Origin of the sequence: Acetobacter senegalensis, from assembly GCF_001580995.1 — a bacterium.
GTDB lineage: Bacteria > Pseudomonadota > Alphaproteobacteria > Acetobacterales > Acetobacteraceae > Acetobacter > Acetobacter senegalensis.
Genome location: NZ_LHZU01000137.1, coordinates 72,819 through 90,759, shown reverse-complemented (window position 1 = coordinate 90,759; position 17,941 = coordinate 72,819). Strand labels below are relative to the sequence as shown.

General features: G+C 56.7%; 16 protein-coding genes. 12 read left to right on the top strand and 4 right to left on the bottom strand.

From position 1 onward, the window contains the following. The first annotated feature begins 286 nt into the window (after positions 1 to 286). The 4 genes from AD948_RS11600 (at position 287) to spt (ending at position 4,787) form a co-directional block, all read left to right on the top strand. Positions 287 to 1,417, top strand: coding sequence for a sensor domain-containing protein (locus tag AD948_RS11600; protein ID WP_006558276.1), 1,131 nt, complete (start codon positions 287 to 289; stop codon positions 1,415 to 1,417). After that, complete coding sequence (locus tag AD948_RS11595; RefSeq protein ID WP_086898267.1) at positions 1,417 to 3,192, top strand: fatty acyl-AMP ligase; 1,776 nt, start codon at positions 1,417 to 1,419, stop codon at positions 3,190 to 3,192. The genes AD948_RS11600 and AD948_RS11595 overlap by 1 nt, the downstream gene beginning before the upstream one ends. A 122-nt stretch (positions 3,193 to 3,314) precedes the next feature. Further along, positions 3,315 to 3,566, top strand: a complete 252-nt coding sequence (locus AD948_RS11590) for an acyl carrier protein (RefSeq protein WP_006558274.1) — start codon at positions 3,315 to 3,317, stop codon at positions 3,564 to 3,566. Between the two features lie 6 nt (positions 3,567 to 3,572). Continuing rightward, entirely contained in the window at positions 3,573 to 4,787 is a 1,215-nt protein-coding gene (spt, locus tag AD948_RS11585; protein ID WP_058988558.1) for a serine palmitoyltransferase, read from the top strand. On the opposite strand, the gene AD948_RS11580 is transcribed toward spt, so the two are convergent. Together AD948_RS11580 and AD948_RS11575 are read right to left on the bottom strand one after the other, a co-directional pair. Next, entirely contained in the window at positions 4,784 to 5,755 is a 972-nt protein-coding gene (locus AD948_RS11580) for a hypothetical protein (RefSeq protein WP_061472100.1), read from the bottom strand. The genes spt and AD948_RS11580 overlap by 4 nt on opposite strands. Positions 5,756 to 5,767: 12 nt before the next feature. Beyond that, positions 5,768 to 6,748, bottom strand: coding sequence for a diacylglycerol/lipid kinase family protein (locus tag AD948_RS11575; protein WP_061472099.1), 981 nt, complete (start codon positions 6,746 to 6,748; stop codon positions 5,768 to 5,770). 89 nt (positions 6,749 to 6,837) lie between these two features. On the opposite strand from AD948_RS11575, the gene AD948_RS11570 reads away from it, so the two are divergent. Genes AD948_RS11570 through AD948_RS11545 form a run of 6 tightly spaced genes read left to right on the top strand, consistent with a single transcriptional unit; the run spans position 6,838 to position 12,754 of the window. Further along, the gene (locus AD948_RS11570; protein ID WP_061472098.1) at positions 6,838 to 7,779 is read left to right on the top strand and encodes a metallophosphoesterase family protein; all 942 of its coding nucleotides are present in this window, start codon (positions 6,838 to 6,840) and stop codon (positions 7,777 to 7,779) included. A gap of 7 nt (positions 7,780 to 7,786) precedes the next feature. Beyond that, positions 7,787 to 8,989 (top strand): LptF/LptG family permease, encoded by a 1,203-nt coding sequence (locus tag AD948_RS11565; protein WP_061472097.1) that lies wholly within the window; start codon positions 7,787 to 7,789, stop codon positions 8,987 to 8,989. After that, positions 8,986 to 10,080 carry an LptF/LptG family permease gene (locus AD948_RS11560; protein WP_061472096.1) on the top strand — a complete coding sequence of 365 codons (1,095 nt, stop codon included), beginning with the start codon at positions 8,986 to 8,988 and terminating at the stop codon, positions 10,078 to 10,080. The genes AD948_RS11565 and AD948_RS11560 overlap by 4 nt, the downstream gene beginning before the upstream one ends. Further along, the gene (locus tag AD948_RS11555; protein WP_061472095.1) at positions 10,077 to 10,877 is read left to right on the top strand and encodes a sterol desaturase family protein; all 801 of its coding nucleotides are present in this window, start codon (positions 10,077 to 10,079) and stop codon (positions 10,875 to 10,877) included. Before AD948_RS11560 ends, AD948_RS11555 begins: the two co-directional genes overlap by 4 nt. Then, positions 10,874 to 11,656, top strand: a complete 783-nt coding sequence (locus tag AD948_RS11550) for a nucleotidyltransferase family protein (protein WP_061472094.1) — start codon at positions 10,874 to 10,876, stop codon at positions 11,654 to 11,656. The genes AD948_RS11555 and AD948_RS11550 overlap by 4 nt, the downstream gene beginning before the upstream one ends. 12 nt (positions 11,657 to 11,668) lie before the next feature. Beyond that, on the top strand, positions 11,669 to 12,754 hold the full coding sequence (locus AD948_RS11545) for a glycosyltransferase family 4 protein (RefSeq protein ID WP_061472093.1): 1,086 nt from the start codon (positions 11,669 to 11,671) through the stop codon (positions 12,752 to 12,754). A 214-nt stretch (positions 12,755 to 12,968) separates the two neighbouring features. Here AD948_RS11545 and AD948_RS11540 read toward each other — a convergent pair whose 3' ends face one another. Further along, positions 12,969 to 13,667 (bottom strand): HAD hydrolase-like protein, encoded by a 699-nt coding sequence (locus AD948_RS11540; protein ID WP_082782419.1) that lies wholly within the window; start codon positions 13,665 to 13,667, stop codon positions 12,969 to 12,971. A 115-nt stretch (positions 13,668 to 13,782) separates the two neighbouring features. Between AD948_RS11540 and glmU the strand changes: the two genes are divergently transcribed. Both glmU and glmS read left to right on the top strand, forming a co-directional pair. Further along, complete coding sequence (gene glmU / locus AD948_RS11535) at positions 13,783 to 15,129, top strand: bifunctional UDP-N-acetylglucosamine diphosphorylase/glucosamine-1-phosphate N-acetyltransferase GlmU (RefSeq protein ID WP_039904013.1); 1,347 nt, start codon at positions 13,783 to 13,785, stop codon at positions 15,127 to 15,129. Beyond that, positions 15,129 to 16,952 (top strand): glutamine--fructose-6-phosphate transaminase (isomerizing), encoded by a 1,824-nt coding sequence (gene glmS / locus AD948_RS11530; RefSeq protein WP_061472092.1) that lies wholly within the window; start codon positions 15,129 to 15,131, stop codon positions 16,950 to 16,952. The genes glmU and glmS overlap by 1 nt, the downstream gene beginning before the upstream one ends. A gap of 111 nt (positions 16,953 to 17,063) precedes the next feature. Here glmS and AD948_RS11525 read toward each other — a convergent pair whose 3' ends face one another. Then, positions 17,064 to 17,885 carry a DUF3108 domain-containing protein gene (locus AD948_RS11525; protein WP_061472091.1) on the bottom strand — a complete coding sequence of 274 codons (822 nt, stop codon included), beginning with the start codon at positions 17,883 to 17,885 and terminating at the stop codon, positions 17,064 to 17,066. Between the last annotated feature and the right edge of the window lie 56 nt (positions 17,886 to 17,941).

Below are 17,941 nucleotides of genomic sequence, written 5' to 3'. Positions count from 1 at the left end.
TCTAAGCTAACACCAACACACCGTCAACAGACAAATGACACAAAATGACGAAAATATTTCATTCGGTGTGTGAGGGGGTCTCTCTGTCCGTCCCCTCCCCTGATCACGAAACCTCGGCGCTCTCTGCAAGTGCATGCAAGTGAGACATCTTGACTATCCCGCCGCTGAGGCGATTTGTGCATGAACGTGGTTTAGAGAGGCCACCGCAGCAAGGACATGATGAGGCGGTCATGAAGCACCCGGTTTGCAGGCATGAAGCTTCAGTCAAAGAGGTACCATTCTACTGATGCGCGTTCTTTTCCCTTATATCGCTCAACCGCACCAAACCTTGCATTCCCTGCCGATTGCAATGGAAATGGCCAGCCGCCACCCTGAGGCGGAAGTCCATGTTGCATGCACAACGCAGGCGCATCTTGATTATGCCCGCTCACTGGCCTCCTACTATCCGGAATCGCGTGCGAGTTTTGAACTTCTTCACCTGCCAAGCGTTTTGCGTGAGCATGTGGAACGGCACGGCCACACCGTTTTTTCCCGTCTTGCGAGCTTGTTTTTAAACAAGAAATATTTCTCAACATTTCAGGGCATCGTCGTTCCGGAACGGACATCGCTCTATTTGCGGAAGTTTGGCGTACGCAAACCACGCCTGATCTGGACCCGCCATGGCGCAGGTGATCGTGCTATCGGTTTTGCACGGGACGTAAAGAATTTTGATTACGTTCTGATGGCCGGGCGCAAGGTGGAGCAGCGCCTGCTGGCTCAGGGAGCCATCCGCCCCGGCTGTTATCATACTGGTGTTTATGCCAAATTTGACATGGTGCGCCGCATGCGCAGCACGAGCACCCGCCTGTTCAATAACAACCGGCCGACGATCCTCTACAATCCGCATTTCAACGCGCGGCTGTCATCCTGGCCTAAAATGGGGCTAAATGTTCTTTCTCATTTCGCCAATCAGGACCGTTATAATCTGATCTTTGCGCCTCATTACCGGCTGTTCGATAATCGGCGCACTGAAGCACGCCAGCTTGAAAGAGCCTTTGGCGGGCATTCCCATATGATTATCGACACCGGCAGCACGCGTAGTATCGACATGACTTATACGTCGGCTGCGGATCTGTATCTGGGAGACGCGAGCTCTCAGATAGCGGAGTTCCTGGTCCAACCCCGCGCCTGTCTCTTTCTCAACGCCCATAATGTGACGTGGGAAGGGGACGAAAACTATAGATTCTGGACACTTGGGCCAGTTGTGAACACGGTCGACTATCTTGGCGAAGCCGTGGACGACGCATTTTGTTCACATGATGCTTTCGTAAATCTACAAAAAGATTATATACGCGACACGTTCGATCTCAGCGGAGACGAACCCACTGCGCCCGTAGGCGCCGATGCAATTGTTGATTTTCTTCGAATGGCCAGCTGATGAACGTTATGAACTCTGCCTCTTTACCTTCAAACGAAGAGACCTTGCAGCCGGTTCCAACACAGTCCGGTCAGCCGCGCCGTTACGGTGATTTTGCCACCTTCCCTGAAGCGCTGGATTACGCGGCCCAAGGAAGTGCTGGCTTCAATATCTATTCCGGCAAAGGTGTTCTGCTGGAAGCCCTGCCATATAAAAAACTGCGTGAGCAGGCGATTGAAACCGGCCTGCGCCTGCTGGGCATGGGCCTGCAGCCCGGTGACCGCGTGGCGATTGTTGCCGAAAGCGATGGGGACTTTGCGCGTATCTTCTTCGGGTGCCAGTACGCTGGCCTTGTTACTGCGCCACTCCCCCTTCCTGTCGCCTTTGCAGGGAAAGACGCCTATCTGTCCACCTTGCGGGGAATGATCAGCAGTGCTGGCGCAAGCGCCGTTATTATCCCGCAGATTATTGAAGGCTGGACTGATGATATTGTCAGCGGCTTGGGGCTGGTCTTCGCCGGCTCTCCTGCTGATCTGATGGCCCGTCCTGTGCCGGACATGTCTTTGCCGGAAATTCAACCAGACGCCCTGTCCTACCTCCAGTTTTCTTCTGGTAGCACGCGTTTCCCAATGGGTGTCTGTGTCAGCCAGCGTTCTGGAATGGCAAACGTAGCAGCCATTGCTCATGACGGCTTGCAAGTACGTGAAACCGGAGACAGGTGTGTTTCCTGGCTGCCGCTCTACCATGACATGGGGCTTGTGGGTTTCTTTCTTACCCCCATGACCTGTCAGTTGACGGTAGATATGCTTCCCACGCGGGAATTTGCTCGCCGCCCACATGTCTGGTTGGACCTGATCAGCCGCAATCGCGGAACAATCGCCTACAGCCCATCCTTCGGTTATGAACTGTGCGCACGCCGCCCTGCCTCTGCTGGGCTGGACCTTTCAAGCTGGCGGGTGGCCGGAATTGGGGGCGACATGATCCGCCCGCATATTCTGGAAGAGTTTTCGGAACGCTTTGCGAGCGCCGGGTTCAGCTCAAAGGCGTTTGAAGCCAGCTACGGGATGGCCGAAGCCACACTGGCGATCAGCTTTGCCCCGCTAAATACTGGGATTCAGACGGACACGGTTGATCTGGCTGTGCTGGAAAGCCAGGGAATTGCTTGTGCACCAACCCATCCTGATGCCCCGACGCGCACCTTTGTTCTATGCGGGAAGGTTCTGCCGCATCATGGGCTGGAAGTGCGTGATGCACATGGCAACATATTGGGTGACCGGCAGGTGGGTACCATTTTTGTACGTGGCCCCAGCCTGATGGATGGTTACTTCCGCCGCCCTGACGAAACGCGCCAAGTGCTTGATGGGCAGAAATGGCTGAACACCGGTGATCTGGGTTACATGCTGAACGGCCAGATTGTGGTAACAGGCCGCGCAAAAGATCTGATTATCATCAATGGACGGAATATCTGGCCGCAGGATCTGGAATGGTCAGCTGAAACCAATATTCCTACCCTCCGCAGTCGTGATGTCGCTGTATTCTCTCTTGAAAAAGGCGAGCAGGAAGAAGTTGTGGCTCTGATTCAGTGCCGCGCAACTGATCCGCAAATGCGTGAAACTCTGCGTAGTGAAGCTGCCAACCTGTTCCGGCGTCTGCACGGTGTTGATGTCTCCGTTGTGCTTGTGCCGCCCCATGCGCTGCCGCAGACATCTTCTGGCAAACTGACACGGGCCAAGGCGCGCAACATGTTTTTGAGCGGCATGTTTGAACCGCAGCCCGATATAGCCTCAGCCTGCTAAGCCCACCCTGCGATCTTAGGTAGGCTGGACACTGGTCAAACCCTTGTTTTTCTCCCATAAGGTCGCGCCATTGGGCGGAAGCTCATTTTGTTTAAACACGCATAAGGATGAAGGGATCCGATATGAGCGAAACCGTTGAAAGCGTTTCTGCGCTGATCATCCAGAAGCTTCTCGCCAACCCGAAGGTGCCTCGCGATATCGATGGAAACTGCAAGATCATGGAAGATCTTGCCTTTGATTCTCTGGCAGTCATGAACTTTGTCATGGAAGTTGAAGATACGTTGGATGTCTCCGTTCCGTTGGACAAGCTGGCTGACATCCGTACCATCAATGATCTTGCAACCTGCATTGTTGACCTGAAAAACAAAGGCTGAGTGCGTATGACGTCACTTTTTTCCAAGTTTGACGGCACGGCCAGTGCACTTGGCGCTCTGGTCCAGGCAGGCGGACGCAACCCCTTTGCTGTTGTCATTGAAAAGCCGATTTCTTCGACAGTTGGCGTGATTGAGGGCCGGGAAACACTGCTTTTCGGCACCAATAACTATCTTGGCCTCAGCCAGTCCGAGCGTGCCATCAAGGCTGCGCAGGACGCGGTGGGCAAATATGGCGTTGGCACAACAGGGTCACGCATTGCCAACGGCACGCAGTCCCTGCACCGTCAATTGGAACAGCGTATTGCCGCCTATTTTGGCCGCCGGGACGCCATGGTTTTTTCCACCGGGTATCAGGCCAATCTGGGAATGATCTCCACCTTGGTGGGAAAAGACGATTATCTGATTCTGGATGCAGACAGCCACGCCAGCATTTATGATGGCAGCCGTCTGAGCCCTGCACAGGTGATCCGCTTCCGCCACAATGATGCCGAAGATCTGCACAAACGCCTTAAGCGACTGGACGGAACACCGGGCGCAAAGCTGATTGTTGTGGAAGGCATTTATTCCATGACCGGCAATGTGGCACCCATTGCGGAAATGGCGGCCGTCAAACGGGAAACAGGCGCGTATCTTCTGGTTGATGAAGCCCACTCCTTTGGCGTGATGGGAGAAAAAGGGCTGGGCGTTGCAGAAGAAGCCGGCGTTGAAGCCGATGTGGACTTTGTGGTTGGCACCTTCTCCAAAAGCCTTGGTACTGTTGGCGGTTATTGCGTTTCCGATCACCCTGAACTGGAAATGGTGCGTCTGAACTGCCGCCCCTACATGTTTACGGCATCATTGCCGCCAGAAGTGATTGCCGCCACCATGGCCGCGCTGGAGGACATGCAGGAACACCCTGAACTGCGGACGCATCTGATGGCCAATGCGGCCCATCTGCATGCAGGCTTCCACCGGATTGGTCTGAACGCCAGCCGACAGGTAAGCCCGGTTATTGCTGTTACTCTGGAATCCTTGGAACAGGCCATTCCCATGTGGAACCGGCTGCTTGACCTTGGGGTGTACGTCAACCTGAGTCTGCCCCCTGCCACCCCAGACCATCGCCCCCTGCTGCGGTGTTCCGTGATGGCAACCCACACACCCGCCCAGATTGATCAGGCAATCGAAATTTTCCGTCAGGCTGGTCTGGAAGCTGGCGCCATTGCAGAACCCGCTGCTCTTTAACGGCTTTTCTGAAACGCCCCCTTACGCCACAAACGCCACAACAAGGGCGGCCCGGCAATGAGGGGGTGTTTTTCTGCAAACGGGGTCAGAGGCACGGCTATTCCGCTATGGCGTTCAATTTTCCATACGGCATAGCGGGCTCCGCCTGAAAAGGTAAAAGCCGCTTTCATGAGCCGGACAATGTTCAGGGGTTTGCCTAGGGTTGTTCTCAAGCCCCATGCTTTTTCCTGCTTCTTTTTTTGGGCAGGCGACAATATCGGCTCAAGCTCCGTATCACTTTCCCGCACGGCAAGCCCTGCTATCCGCCAACATGGATGCAGAAGGCGCGCATAGCGCTCCTGATAGCTGGCAACGATGCCAGCCCCCCTTCCCGCTTTTTCCACACGTAATTCAGTCTGATAGGTGCGACGGTAAAGCGCGTTCCAGAACGCTTCCGGCTGCCCTTTTTCCGGCCCCAGCCATGCTGCCCACACCGCAGCCGTTATGGTTGCCCGCATGACGCACCGCTGCAAAGCCTCTTCAGCTTTGTGGTTTGCGGCCCATACAAGCCGAACAGGCTGGGAAAAACGGGCCCATACCGTGGTATCCCACGTCTGCAAGCCGGTCAGGGTGCGAAACTGAGCCAAAGACAGAAGAGCCACTTTGGCCCGAAGCAGGCGTCCCTCCACTTCGATCTCATGATATTCTACGTTCGGTGGTAAAAGCGTATTCCCCACCCGTGCCAGAAAAGGCCGTGGCCAGTCAGACTGGCGCCGCAAAATGACATAAAAATCAAGTAATGTATCGTCCTGCAGGCCACCACGCAGGCCTGAACCATAAAACAGCACGCCTAAAGGACGGGCTGATCCAATCATGTCCCAGACAAAATCCGTGATTTCAGGGGCAACGGGTGTGTTTAGTTCCTGCTGTATTTGTGCTTGCAAGACCTTATGCGCATCAGCCTGTTCATAAGAGGAGAACGCTGCCATCACCCTCGCCTTTTATGCCTGAAGGAAAGACACAACTGGCCCAGCCGTTATGTCCAGACAATGATCTGGCCCGGTATCCAGAACCTCTCCATCCAGCACAAAAGACTGCTCCGTCCGCAGCCGGATACGCTCGGAAGACCCGCTATGGTAGGATGAGCTATTCTGTATCCAGGCCGGAGCACGGCCGCGCACAAGATTCCAGATGGCTTTGGTCAACCGTTCTGGACGGGCTGCTACATCCAGATAGCTGATACCCCGATCAGCTTCTCCCTCCGGCTTCCAGAATGGCCAGATTCCATGAGGGAGACACTGCAAGCCTGTGCAGAGGAACAGGAAACAATCGTGCATTTCTGCCGCATTTCCTTCCAGCCCTACCCCCAACGGCGTCCCATTCAACCACCCCTGCCGTAAACGGGGCGTAAGCAACTGGCGCGCCGTAAGCGCGAAGGTGGCGAGCACGGCCGCATCGTGCGCGTAGTTTTTCAGGATAGCAGGCTGATGCGCGATCTCAATCGCACGCGTAAAGGCACCTAAACCGCCAAAAAAACCAAGTTCGGCAGCCCGGTCCTGGCCTGGCCAGGAAAGGACAAGAGGCTGACGCTCCTTGACCTCACATTGCAGTTGTTGGGTACGGGCCAGATCCTGCAAACGCTGCAAGGCTTCCACCCCGCGCAAGCCAAACCCGACATCCGCCGCAATCAGATTCGTGTTGCCGGACGGCAAGACCGCAATCTTGGGCAGCCGATGGTTGGGATAAGAGGACGCATACAGAACACTCAGCACTTTGCCGACTGTTCCATCCCCGCCATCTACCACAAGACATTCGACCTGCTGGCGCGCAAGATCTTCGATTGTTTCTTGCAATGCCAAGGATGTATCCGGGGCGTAAAACATCGGACCGAGCATGTCTCGCGCGGTTGCAAGGTATTGACGATCCGCCTTGAGATTACGTCGGCTACGGGAATTATGAATTAAGGCGAAACGATCTGGCACTCAGACACTCATGCGTTTGCAGATAATGCGCCAGCGCCTTTTGCCCCGGCATATGCCGGTGGTATAGTGGGACTTCTTGAACTTGTCACATGCTGTCCTGTCAGACCCTCCTGTGCCGGAGTCTCCTGTTTTTGTCCTCTCTTGAAATTGCGCATTTTTCTGACCCGCATCTGCCGTTGGTCGGGCTCCCGGCGCTCAGTGACATTCGCATCAAACGTCTGCTGTCTCTTCTGTCCTGGCGGCTGAAACGCCGTCATGTGCATCTGGCAGCACCTCTGGCCGCCGTCATGCGGGATATCCGTCAATACCAACCAGATCTGGTCGCCCTGACCGGGGACCTGACCAATCTGGGTCTGGCCAAGGAGTTTCAAGCCGCCGCCCGATGGCTGAACGAACAGGAACTGCCGGAAACCCTGCTTGTGCCCGGAAATCATGATGCGCTGATCCGCGAGGCCGCTGAAACCAAAAGCGCCTTATGGAACCCGTGGCTACACAGCGAGGCAGGATCGCCTTCCCTTTTGAAAAAAGGACCTGTCGCTCTGATCGGGCTGAACAGTGCTATTCCTACTCCCCCTTTCTTTGCGTCCGGCCGGGTTTCAGACAGCCAGCTTGCAGCGCTTGGCCCTCTTTTACGCCAGACGGCAGAGGAAGGGCTGTGCAGAATAGTGCTGATCCATCACCCTCCCGTGCAAGGATTGGTGAGCAAGCGCAAGGGACTGGACGGGATGGAGCGCTTGCAGGCGATCCTGAAACGTGAGGGAGCCGAGCTGGTTCTGCATGGCCACTCGCACCGTGCGACTCTCTCCTGCATTCCGCACACGGATATTCCTGTTGTCGGCACGACATCTGCCTCACATAGTGCGGGCACCCCGGATCAGGCCGCAGGATGGAACTGTATTTCTGTCCGCGCTGAGGCTGCGCAATGGCGCATAAGCGTTCAAAGGCGAGAGCTGGGTTCTAACGGCAGAATGCAGGACGGATTTTTGCACCATTTCTCTCCCCATCGCCTTTCTGACGCAAAGGCGCTATGAAACCGCCATGCAGCACGAGCCTCTCTTGCGCAGGGTGAAAGTGTTCTTCACGCCCGGAACGCTGGACCGTTACCTGATTGCGCAGGTCATTCCACCTTTTTTGGTTGCTCTTTCGGTTGTCATGGCCGCGTTGCTGCTGGAACGACTGCTGGTGCTGTTCAACCTGCTGGCCGCAGGCAACAATCATCTGGGCACATTTCTGGAACTGCTGGGCACATTGCTGCCGCACTATCTGGGGCTCGCCATTCCTGCTGCGCTGTGCGTGAGTGTATTCTCCGTTATCCGGCGCATGAGCCAGAATGAAGAAATTGACGCCATAACCAGCAGCGGCGTTTCTCTTGTGCGCATTACCCGCCCTTTTATCCTGCTGGGTGCGTTTCTGGGCTTCCTGTCCTTTCTGCTATACGGATTTGTCCAGCCCCACGCGCGTTACGACTTCCGGGAAGCGTTCTACGTAGCCAGCCACACTGGCTGGGCTCCGCGCCTGCAATCACGCATGTTTGCCAGCCCGTCCAACCATCTGACACTTGTGGCAGACCATGTGGACCACGCAGGTTCGCATCTGGAAAAGGTCTTCATTCGGGATACGTCTGACCATCAGGAACGCGATATTACTGCTGCACGCGGGCACATCCGGCTGGCGTCTGACAATTCCGCCGTGGAAATTGATCTGGAAGACGGCACCATCCTGACAGACAACAGGAAGAATGTCCCGTCCCTCACCACTTTCGACCACGCAACCAAAACGTTGACTGAAGCCTCTCACCTGTCACCCTTCCGCAAACGCGGAGAAGATGAACGGGAACTGACGTCTCCCGAACTGGTCAGCCGTCTGATACAGCGCGACCCCGCTATCTCCCGCCCCCATATGCGTTCGGAAGTCCATTTCCGGCTGGCGCGCAGCCTGACCATCCCCTTCATTCCCGTGCTGGCGGCGGCCCTTGCCATCATGCGCAAGCGGCAACGAAGCAGTGCTGGGCTCGTAGTGGCTTTTATTGTCATGGTGGGTTTTGATCACCTGCTCCAGTTCGGGCACAGCATGGTCGCCACCAAGAAGGCTCCTCTCCTTATTATATGGGGCCCCGCGTGGGTCTTTGTGATCGGCTGTTCGCTTCTGCTTCTTTATAAGGCAGGCGTGTTTCAAGCCCTCAAAGCGCAATGGGCTGCCAACCGCCGGTCTCATAGCGCAGGGGAAAGGGCTGTCTCGTGAGTAAAACCTCTCGCCCTCCGCGGTTAGTGCTGCTCCGTTATCTTTCCGGTGTTCTGCTGAACCGCGTTCTCTTCAGTTGCGCTGTGCTGGTGGGGCTTCTGGAAATTTTGGCCCTGCTGGAACAGACAACCCCCATTCTCCAGCGCCATCTGGGGGTGGCGGGCATCTTTACCTATGCTGGCATGCGCCTACCCTTTCTTATGGCGGGGGCACTCCCTCTCAGTCTGCTGATCGGGGCGCTGGTCATGCTCTCCCAAATGACATTGGCGAGTGAGATGGCCATCCTGCAGGCATCGGGCCTTTCCATGCTCGGCCTGTATAAACGCCTGATCCCGGCCACGCTGATTATTGGTGCGCTGGGAGTCGTTCTTGATGATCAGGTAACGCCACGATCGGAACAGGCGTTGGCCGCCTGGTGGAACCGAACAGATCCCCACCCGGAAAAAGGCCATGCCTTCTGGTTTCATGAAGGGCGACAGGTTGCCCGCGTGACGTATGTGGCGGACGGGGGCAACATGCTCTCCGGTCTGGATATCTACTCACGCGATGAAAAAGGTTTGTTGCAAGAAGTGATCCACGCTGATCGCGCTGATTATACCCATGCCAATGGGTGGGTTCTTCACACCGTCAAACGCATTCAGATCAATGATCCAACGGCAACGCGCCTGCCGTCAGAAGAGCAGCGAAACTGGCAGACAACCTTGCATCCGTGGGATTTTATCCGCCTTTCCACAGAAAATCCGCCCCTTTCATCCGGCACCATCATCGGCATGTTGCGGGGGCATCTGCCTTCTGATTCCAGTCCGGGTTTTCTACAGGCCGGGCTGCTTGAGCGCTTTCTGCGCCCGGCTGCAATGCTGGTACTCCTGTTAATTGCCATGCCGGTGATCTATATCCCTCCTCGCACGGGCACCCGTAGCTGGCTTCCGGTCTGGTGTCTGGGGGCAGGTCTGCTGTTTATTGTGGCGCAAGGTCTTCTACGCGCCATGGGCAATGCGGGCCTTCTGCCACCGCCCGTTGCAACTGTTCCTGGCCTGATTATCTTCACGCTGGGGGCCGCAACAGTGCTTTTGAGGAATGAAGCAAAATGAGTGGAACGCTGAACAATGCGAGCCTGAAAACAGGCCGGAGCTTTGATCTGGGCAAAATGAACCTCAGACAGCTTTGGGTTGCGTATCTCACCTACCCGACCATTCTGCTCTATTTTGCTCTGATTGTTGCCAGCATTGCCGTCGCCACGCATTTTTTTGCAGGATGGGGCGCAACGCTTGTTTCCATCGTTGCCGTTATTCTGGTCTATCCGCTGGTGTGGTATCTGCTGCACCGCTATGTGCTGCATGGTCGCGTTCTGTATAAAATGAAGTGGACCGCATCCTTGTGGAAACGGATCCACTTTGACCACCATCAGGACCCGCATCTGCTGGATGTGCTGTTTGGTGCGCCCGTCACCACGCTGCCAACAATCGCCATCATCACCTGCCCCATCGGCTATCTGATCGGGGGTATTGGGGCATCTGCCACGGCATTTGGCACAGGCGTTACCATTACGTGCATTTATGAATTTTTCCACTGCATCCAGCACCTGAACTATAAACCGCGTTCCGCCTGGGTCCAGCGCATGAAAGCCCGCCACGTTCTGCATCATTTCCATGATGAAGACGGCAATTTCGGTATCACCAGCTTTGTGGTCGATCGCCTGTTCGGCAGCTATTACAAGGACGCCAAAGCACGCCCCCGTAGTCCGACCGTTTTCAATCTGGGCTATGATATCAAGGAAGCCAAAATCTACCCGTGGGTGATGGATCTGACAGGCTCCCCCCCGCGTGACCGTCCGGACGGTGCCCGGCCGGACGCCAAAGCAGCGCGTGGCACCCGGCACGCCGCATGAACATTCCTTCCAAGGGTCTGAACGTTCTGGTTCTGGCCGGTACACGGCCCGGGGCGCCAGACCCCATGGCGCAGGCAGCCGGGGTTTCTCATAAAGCCATTCTGCCCGTAGCAGGCACTCCCATGATTTTGCGGGTTCTGGCTGCCCTCCGCGCCACCCCAGCAGTTGGACGGATTGCTGTCTGCATTGATGATCCGACTGTTCTGAATGGTATTTTACCACCTGATGTCGGCATCATCCCTTCTCGCCCGGAAGGGCCAAGCGCCAGCGTTCTGGCGGGGTTGGCGCAGCTCGGCACGCCGTTGCTTGTCACCACGGCCGACAGTGCTTTACTGCGCCCCAACTGGATTACGGAATTTCTGGAAAAATGCGGCCCGCAATGTGATGTCGCCGCCGCAGTTGCCCCTGAAGCCGTTGTGCTGCGAGATGTGCCGGGCACCAAACGCACCTTTATCCGGCTTTCTGATCTGGCGTTCTCTGGCTGCAATCTGTTCCTCTTCAACTCCCCTGCCGCCGTAAACGTGGCGACGCTCTGGCTGAAGGTGGAGAAAAACCGCAAACACCCTCTCCGCATTGCCTGGCTTCTGGGGCCAATGGTGCTGCTGAAAGCGCTCTGCAAAAAATTAAGCCGTGCAGCTTTGTGCGCTCGGATTGGCAAGCTGACAGGTGCCCGAGCTGAACTGATCTGCCTTTCGGATGGTCGCGCTGCCGTGGATGTCGATAAGCCTGCCGATCTGGCTTTGACAGAAAAACTGATTGCGGCTGAAGCGCCAGCCTGAAACTGAATTTCCATGCGTATTGCTTACGTCATCAACTCCACGGAAGGCGGTGGTGCGGCCTTTCCTGTTCCAGCCATTACGCGGGTGCTCCGGCAGGCTGGTCATGAAGTCGCTGTTTTCGCCCTGACCCGGCGCGATGGACGCGCCGAAAAACCGATGCGCGATGCCGGGTTGGAGGTTTTTATCCGCGAGGGTGGCCGAAAAGACCATCTGGCCGCCTTTTTCTGGCTGCAAAAGCAGATCGCACTGTGGCGCCCCACCCATATCTGGACCTCCCTGACGCGGGCAACGCTTCTTGGGCAGAGCGTGGGGCAGAAACGTGGTATTCCTGTCATAAGCTGGCAACATTCGGCCAAACTCCGTCCGCCGAATGATACCTTGCTTCGCCTGCGGCGTAACGCGTCCTGCCTATGGATAGGCGATTCCGATTACGTGACACAGGTTACCCGCACCCAGTTGGGCATTCCGGCGGACAGGCTGATGTGTTGGCCCATTTTTCATGCGCGGGCTTCCGCCCCCCAAAGCCACCCATGGCAGGCAGGCGAGACCATCCGGCTGGGTTCAGTGGGCAGACTTCATCCGGTCAAGGGGTATGACACGCTTTGCCTTGCTCTGGCACAGCTTAAACAAAAAGATGCGCTCCCTCCGTTTCACCTTACTATTGCCGGAGAAGGCGAAGAACGGGCGAAACTGGAAGCGCTCGTGCAGCTTCATGGACTGCAAAATGAGGTCTCCCTGCCGGGATTCTGCTCAGACACCGGTGCGTTTCTGGCGGACCAGCATCTGTATCTCCAACCCTCTCACTGGGAGGGATTCTGCATGGCCGCGCATGAAGCCATGCAGGCAGGTCTTCCGGTTATTTCATCAGCAGTGGGAGAACTGACCCGCTCTGTCCAACCCGGCGTAACAGGATGGACTGTGCCTCCACGCAATACAGAGGCGCTCTCGGCCTGCCTCGCACAGGCGCTCGCACGCCCTGAAACGCTCCATCAGATGGGACAGGCTGCCCGAAGCTATGTCTTCTCCCATTTCAATGAAGACGCTTTTACCAAAGCCGGACAGACTGTTCTTGCACGGTTGGCTCAGATCGCCCCCTAAAGACAGGGACAGCCAGATATCTGGTCTGACTGCCTGCAAAAACTGACAGGGCGGGTCTGGAAGGCGTTTTGCGGATCAGTGATGTTTCCGTCGCAGTGGTGAGCCTGCACCAAGCCTTTCGGTCAGCTTTCAGTCCCTTGCCAGCCCTCGCTTTCCGGTTTCTTGGAACCAGCCTCTTGAAGAAGCCTGTACTATCCTGCCTCTCCCTACGTTCTCATAGAGCCCTGGATACGTTCTGCAGTAGCCAGTCTGCTTTCTCGGGCACATCGACCATGCTTGCCGCTTCGGCCTGCGCCAGTTCCGCCAGATTGCCATCACCATACCCCCACGCTGCAAATAAAGCCGGACAGCCTGCCCCCTGCGCAGCCAGAAGATCCGGAGACATATCCCCGATCATCACACTGCTCTCCGGTTGCGCTCCGGCCTTGGCAATTGTTCCCAGAAGATGGCCGGGGTCCGGCTTTCTAACGGCAAAGCTGTCTCCTCCCCCCACACAGGCGAACAAGGGAGAAAGGCCAAACCGTTCCAGAATGGCCAGTGCCGCGACTTCCGGCTTGTTGGTACAGACTGCAAGCAGCCATCCCTGCGCCTGAAGCGTATGAAGCGTGTCTTCTGTGCCCGGAAACAATCGGGATAGCCGGGTGGCCCGTGGGGTGTAGAACTCCATAAAGCGGCGGCAGGCCTGAGCGTGATCTATGTCCGCCACCTGCGCACCCGCTCCTTTTTCTGCCCCAGCCTGAAGCAGGCGTTCAACCAGCATGGGCACCCCGTTGCCAATCATGCGGCGCACTTCTGCGTCTGATACGGGCGGCAGAGCATAGCTGGCCAGCAGTTCCCGCCCGCATTCCGCCAGATCAGGCAGGGAGTCCAGCAATGTGCCATCCATGTCAAACACTGCGAGTTTCTGTTTCATCACCGCTTTTGCCTTCTTCAGTAAAGTCCTGAAAAATTTTATGATATCCAGATTTCAGGTTTCCTCCAGCCCGGCGTTTGACAGGGGCGTGAGGTTGGCTTACCGCAATTCAATCATGACATCTCCTCTCCCTTCCCGTCCTGCCACTGCGGTCCTGCTGGCCGCCGGGCTGGGCACCCGCATGAAGTCCTCCCGCCCCAAAGCCATGCAACGTCTGGCCGGCCGCCCCATGCTGGCACATCTGATCGCCAATGCGGCAGATGTGTTTGATCGGCTGGTGGTGGTCATTGGTCCTGAAATGGAAGATGTTGCCGAACTGGCAGCCCCTTACCCGGTGGTAGTACAGCATGAACGGCTGGGCACCGCCCACGCGGCCCTGCAGGCTGAAGCATATTTTGGCGAAGGGGATGTAGCCGTACTCTATGCGGATAATCCGTTGATTTCGGCTGAAACTCTGAACCGCCTTCTGGAAGAACGCCGCTCGCCCGATGTTGGGCTCGCGCTGCTGGCCATGCGCCCCAAGGAACCGGGACGATATGGCCGGGTGGTTGCACAGGACGGCAATGTGGACCGCATTGTGGAATGGGCGGACGCCACACCGGAGGAACGCGCCATTGATCTATGCAATGCAGGCGTTCTGTGCGCGGATGCAGACACCTTCCGCACGTGGTTGAAGGCTGTGAAAAATGAAAACGCCAAAGGTGAATATTACCTGACGGACGTGGTCGATCTGGCGGTAGCGGACGGCGTACGTGTACGCGCCGTGGAAGCTGCAGAAGATGAACTGCGTGGCATCAATTCCCGCGTGGAACTGGCCGAGGCTGAAGCCGCCCTCCAGAACCGCCTGCGCACGAAAGCCATGGAAAACGGCGTAACGCTGGTCGCGCCGGAAACAGTCTTCCTGTGCGCTGATACCGAACTTGAACCCGATGTGCTGGTTGAACCGCATGTGGTGTTCGGCCCCGGTGTTACCGTGCGAAGCGGCGCAGAAATCCGTGCTTTCAGTCATCTGGAAGGGTGTGAGGTGCAGGCCAATGCGCTGATTGGCCCCTATGCCCGCCTGCGCCCCGGAGCGGATATTGGTGTGGGAGCCCACATTGGCAATTTTGTTGAGGTCAAGAACACCACGGTAGGAGACGGTGCCAAAGCCAACCACCTGACCTATCTGGGCGATGCCGATATTGGCGCCCGGACCAACGTGGGGGCCGGTACCATTACCTGCAATTATGACGGCTTCTTCAAGCACCGCACCCTAATTGGTGACAACGTGTTTGTCGGCTCAAACGCCATTCTGGTGGCCCCGGTCAGTATTGGCACCAACGCCATGATTGCTGCTGGCAGCACCATTACCAAGGACGTGCCTGAAAATGCCCTTGCCTTTGGCCGCTCCCGTCAGGTGAGCAAACCCGAACTGGGCAGGCACTTCAAGGAAACACTCAAAGCCCGAAAGGAAAACGGCTGATGTGCGGAATATGCGGTGTTGTCGGTCTGCGACATGCCACGCCCATCGTCTTTGAAGGACTGCGCCGTCTGGAATATCGCGGATATGATTCCGCCGGTATCGCCACGTTGGTGGACGGCCGGGTAGAACGCCGCCGCGCTGCCGGTAAGCTGGATAATCTGGGCGCACTTCTTGAGCAGGACCCGCTTCCGGGCACAACGGGTATTGGCCACACACGGTGGGCAACTCATGGCGCCCCCACAACCTGCAATGCACATCCGCACGGCACGGAGCGCGTCGCCATTGTTCACAATGGTATTATTGAGAACTTTGAAGACCTCCGCCGTGAGCTGGAAGAAGCCGGACAGGTTTTCAGCACGGAAACGGATAGCGAAACCATAGCCCAACTTGTGGATTACCATCTTGGGCAGGGCCTTGCCCCCAAGGATGCCGCGTTAAAAGCCCTCAACCGTCTGGAAGGGGCTTATGCCATCGCCATGATCTTTGCCGGTCATGAAGGGCTGATGATTGGCGCCTGCCATAGCGCCCCGCTGGCTGTTGGGTATGGCAAGGATGAAATGTTCCTTGGATCTGACTCCCTCGCCCTTGCACCGCTGACCAACCGCATCACCTACATGGAAGATGGGGACTGCGTGGTGATTACTCCGCAAAAAGCGGAGTTCATGACGTTTGACGGCACGCCTGTTCAGCGCAAGGAGCAGACCACGGCTCTGGCCGCAGGTTCCATTGGCAAGGACGGCTACCGTCATTTCATGGAAAAAGAGCTGCATGAGCACCCGCTGGTGATTGGCCAGACCCTGCAGCGCATGGTTGACCCTGCCAGCCGCCGCGTATTTTTGCCGGACATGCCTTTTGATCTGGCCACGGTGCCCCGTGCGGTAATCACCGCCTGCGGTTCAGCATTCTATGCTGGCATGGTTGGCCGCTACTGGCTGGAAGCTATTGCGCGGCTGCCGGTGGATATCGACGTTGCCAGTGAGATGCGGTACCGCAACCCGCCACTAACGGAAGGCTCTCTCGGGCTGCTGATTTCCCAATCAGGAGAAACGGCCGATACATTGGCGGCTCTGCGCAGCTTGCGCCAGAAAGCCATCCATATTCTTTCCGTGCTGAATGTTGAGCACAGCACCATGGCGCGTGAAAGTGACAGTGTTCTGGGAACTGTGGCTGGCCCGGAAATTTCCGTGGCCTCCACCAAGGCCTTCACGGCTCAACTGACAGTGCTTGCCTGCCTGACCATTGCCACGGCCCGCGCACGCGGCACGTTAGATGCGCTTGCGGAAGAAGAGCTGGTAGCAGCCCTGCTTGATCTGCCAAGCCGCGCGGCAGAGGTCTTTACGCAAGGTGCAGCCATACGGCGGCTTGCAGGCGTTGTAGCCGAGGCCCTTGACGTTCTGTATTTGGGCCGCGGCAGCATGTTCCCGATTGCCATGGAAGGTGCGTTGAAGCTCAAGGAAATTTCCTACATCCATGCGGAAGCCTATGCAGCAGGGGAAATGAAGCATGGTCCGATCTCCCTGATTGATCGCACCGTGCCGATTGTCGCCAGCGTGCCTTACACGCCCCTGTTTGATAAAACGCTATCCAACCTTCAGGAAGCCAAGGCTCGTGGCGGGCGTCTGCTCGTCTTTACAGATACCAAGGGCGCGGACCGTGTTTCCGCCATTGCGGAAGACATGGTGGTTCTGCCGCATGTGCATGATTTTGTTGCCCCCATCCTGCAAACTATTCCCGTGCAGATGCTGGCTTATGAAGTTGCCGTTCTGAAGGGAACGGATGTGGACCAGCCCCGCAATCTGGCAAAGTCCGTAACGGTTGAATAAAACCGCGAACTCATCACACTAGACGCAATAAGCGTCTCTATATCGCCCGAGTGAGAGTTTCTCTTTCACTCGGGCTTTTTATTGGCTCTGTTTTCAGAAGAGCCTTGCCCGTTACGGGAACTGACGTGGGGCGCCATCCAGCAGAACCGTGATGTGGCCCAGTTTGGGGTGATCCAGTTCCAACCGGACGGCCACAAAGCCTGCGGCCCCAATCCGTTCAAACCAGGCCCGGCCCGGCTGCGGGTTACGCAGTTTGCTTTGCTCGTTGCTGAGCTTGAACCCCTTGATCTGCTGCCCCACAAAATTGCAGCGCAAGGCTGCCTCGCCCCAGTCCAATGGTCCGCTTGAGGGAAGTTTCTGTTCGCTTCCCGGCTGCACGGAAAGCGTTGTCAGCCGCAATCCGTCAAAAACTTTTTCCTGCATGGCACAGTTCTGTGTCTCTCTTACCTGCCGTAGCAAACCCATCAACATGGCCAGCGTATCAACCGCACCTTGCCGCTCAGCTTCTGTCACCGCCTCCCGGTTTGTCTCCGGCGGATCAAGTTGGGTGACCTGTGGCAGGTTGTCCTTATAGGTAAGGGTGATATGCCGGTTTGTGCGACGCGACCAGCCTTTGCTGTCAAACGTTTCCGGGGCCACGACCTGCCCGGCGAACCGTCCCTGAGCGGTAAGAGTCAAGTCTGTTTTCATGAACATATTAAACAGACCCGCCGTTTTGACATGCGCCCCAATCCCATATTGGGCATTATCAAGCCGGTAGGACGCCTGAATGTCCATCACATGCAGGCCGTGCACGAACACCAGATATTTTACTTCTGTCTGTGGCGTCTGTTCTTCTGCCCGGCACGATGCCGCAGAAAATGTGGCCAACGCCAGACCCGCACATAAAACCGATGTCACGCGGCGCACCGCTACCCAACAGGACCGAGGCATAGTCTTCCTTTTCAATCCGATGATCCTGATCTGATTGTACCGCCCGACGGGTATCA

Bases quoted from the DNA above. Each gene is read 5' to 3' on its own strand.
- AD948_RS11600 (WP_006558276.1), top strand. From the start codon at position 287: ATGCGCGTTCTTTTCCCTTATATCGCTCAACCGCACCAAACCTTGCAT.
- AD948_RS11595 (WP_086898267.1), top strand. From the start codon at position 1,417: ATGAACGTTATGAACTCTGCCTCTTTACCTTCAAACGAAGAGACCTTG.
- AD948_RS11590 (WP_006558274.1), top strand. From the start codon at position 3,315: ATGAGCGAAACCGTTGAAAGCGTTTCTGCGCTGATCATCCAGAAGCTT.
- spt (WP_058988558.1), top strand. From the start codon at position 3,573: ATGACGTCACTTTTTTCCAAGTTTGACGGCACGGCCAGTGCACTTGGC.
- AD948_RS11580 (WP_061472100.1), bottom strand. From the start codon at position 5,755: ATGGCAGCGTTCTCCTCTTATGAACAGGCTGATGCGCATAAGGTCTTG.
- AD948_RS11570 (WP_061472098.1), top strand. From the start codon at position 6,838: ATGCTGTCCTGTCAGACCCTCCTGTGCCGGAGTCTCCTGTTTTTGTCC.
- AD948_RS11565 (WP_061472097.1), top strand. From the start codon at position 7,787: ATGCAGCACGAGCCTCTCTTGCGCAGGGTGAAAGTGTTCTTCACGCCC.
- AD948_RS11555 (WP_061472095.1), top strand. From the start codon at position 10,077: ATGAGTGGAACGCTGAACAATGCGAGCCTGAAAACAGGCCGGAGCTTT.
- AD948_RS11550 (WP_061472094.1), top strand. From the start codon at position 10,874: ATGAACATTCCTTCCAAGGGTCTGAACGTTCTGGTTCTGGCCGGTACA.
- AD948_RS11545 (WP_061472093.1), top strand. From the start codon at position 11,669: ATGCGTATTGCTTACGTCATCAACTCCACGGAAGGCGGTGGTGCGGCC.
- AD948_RS11540 (WP_082782419.1), bottom strand. From the start codon at position 13,667: ATGAAACAGAAACTCGCAGTGTTTGACATGGATGGCACATTGCTGGAC.
- glmU (WP_039904013.1), top strand. From the start codon at position 13,783: ATGACATCTCCTCTCCCTTCCCGTCCTGCCACTGCGGTCCTGCTGGCC.
- glmS (WP_061472092.1), top strand. From the start codon at position 15,129: ATGTGCGGAATATGCGGTGTTGTCGGTCTGCGACATGCCACGCCCATC.
- AD948_RS11525 (WP_061472091.1), bottom strand. From the start codon at position 17,885: ATGCCTCGGTCCTGTTGGGTAGCGGTGCGCCGCGTGACATCGGTTTTA.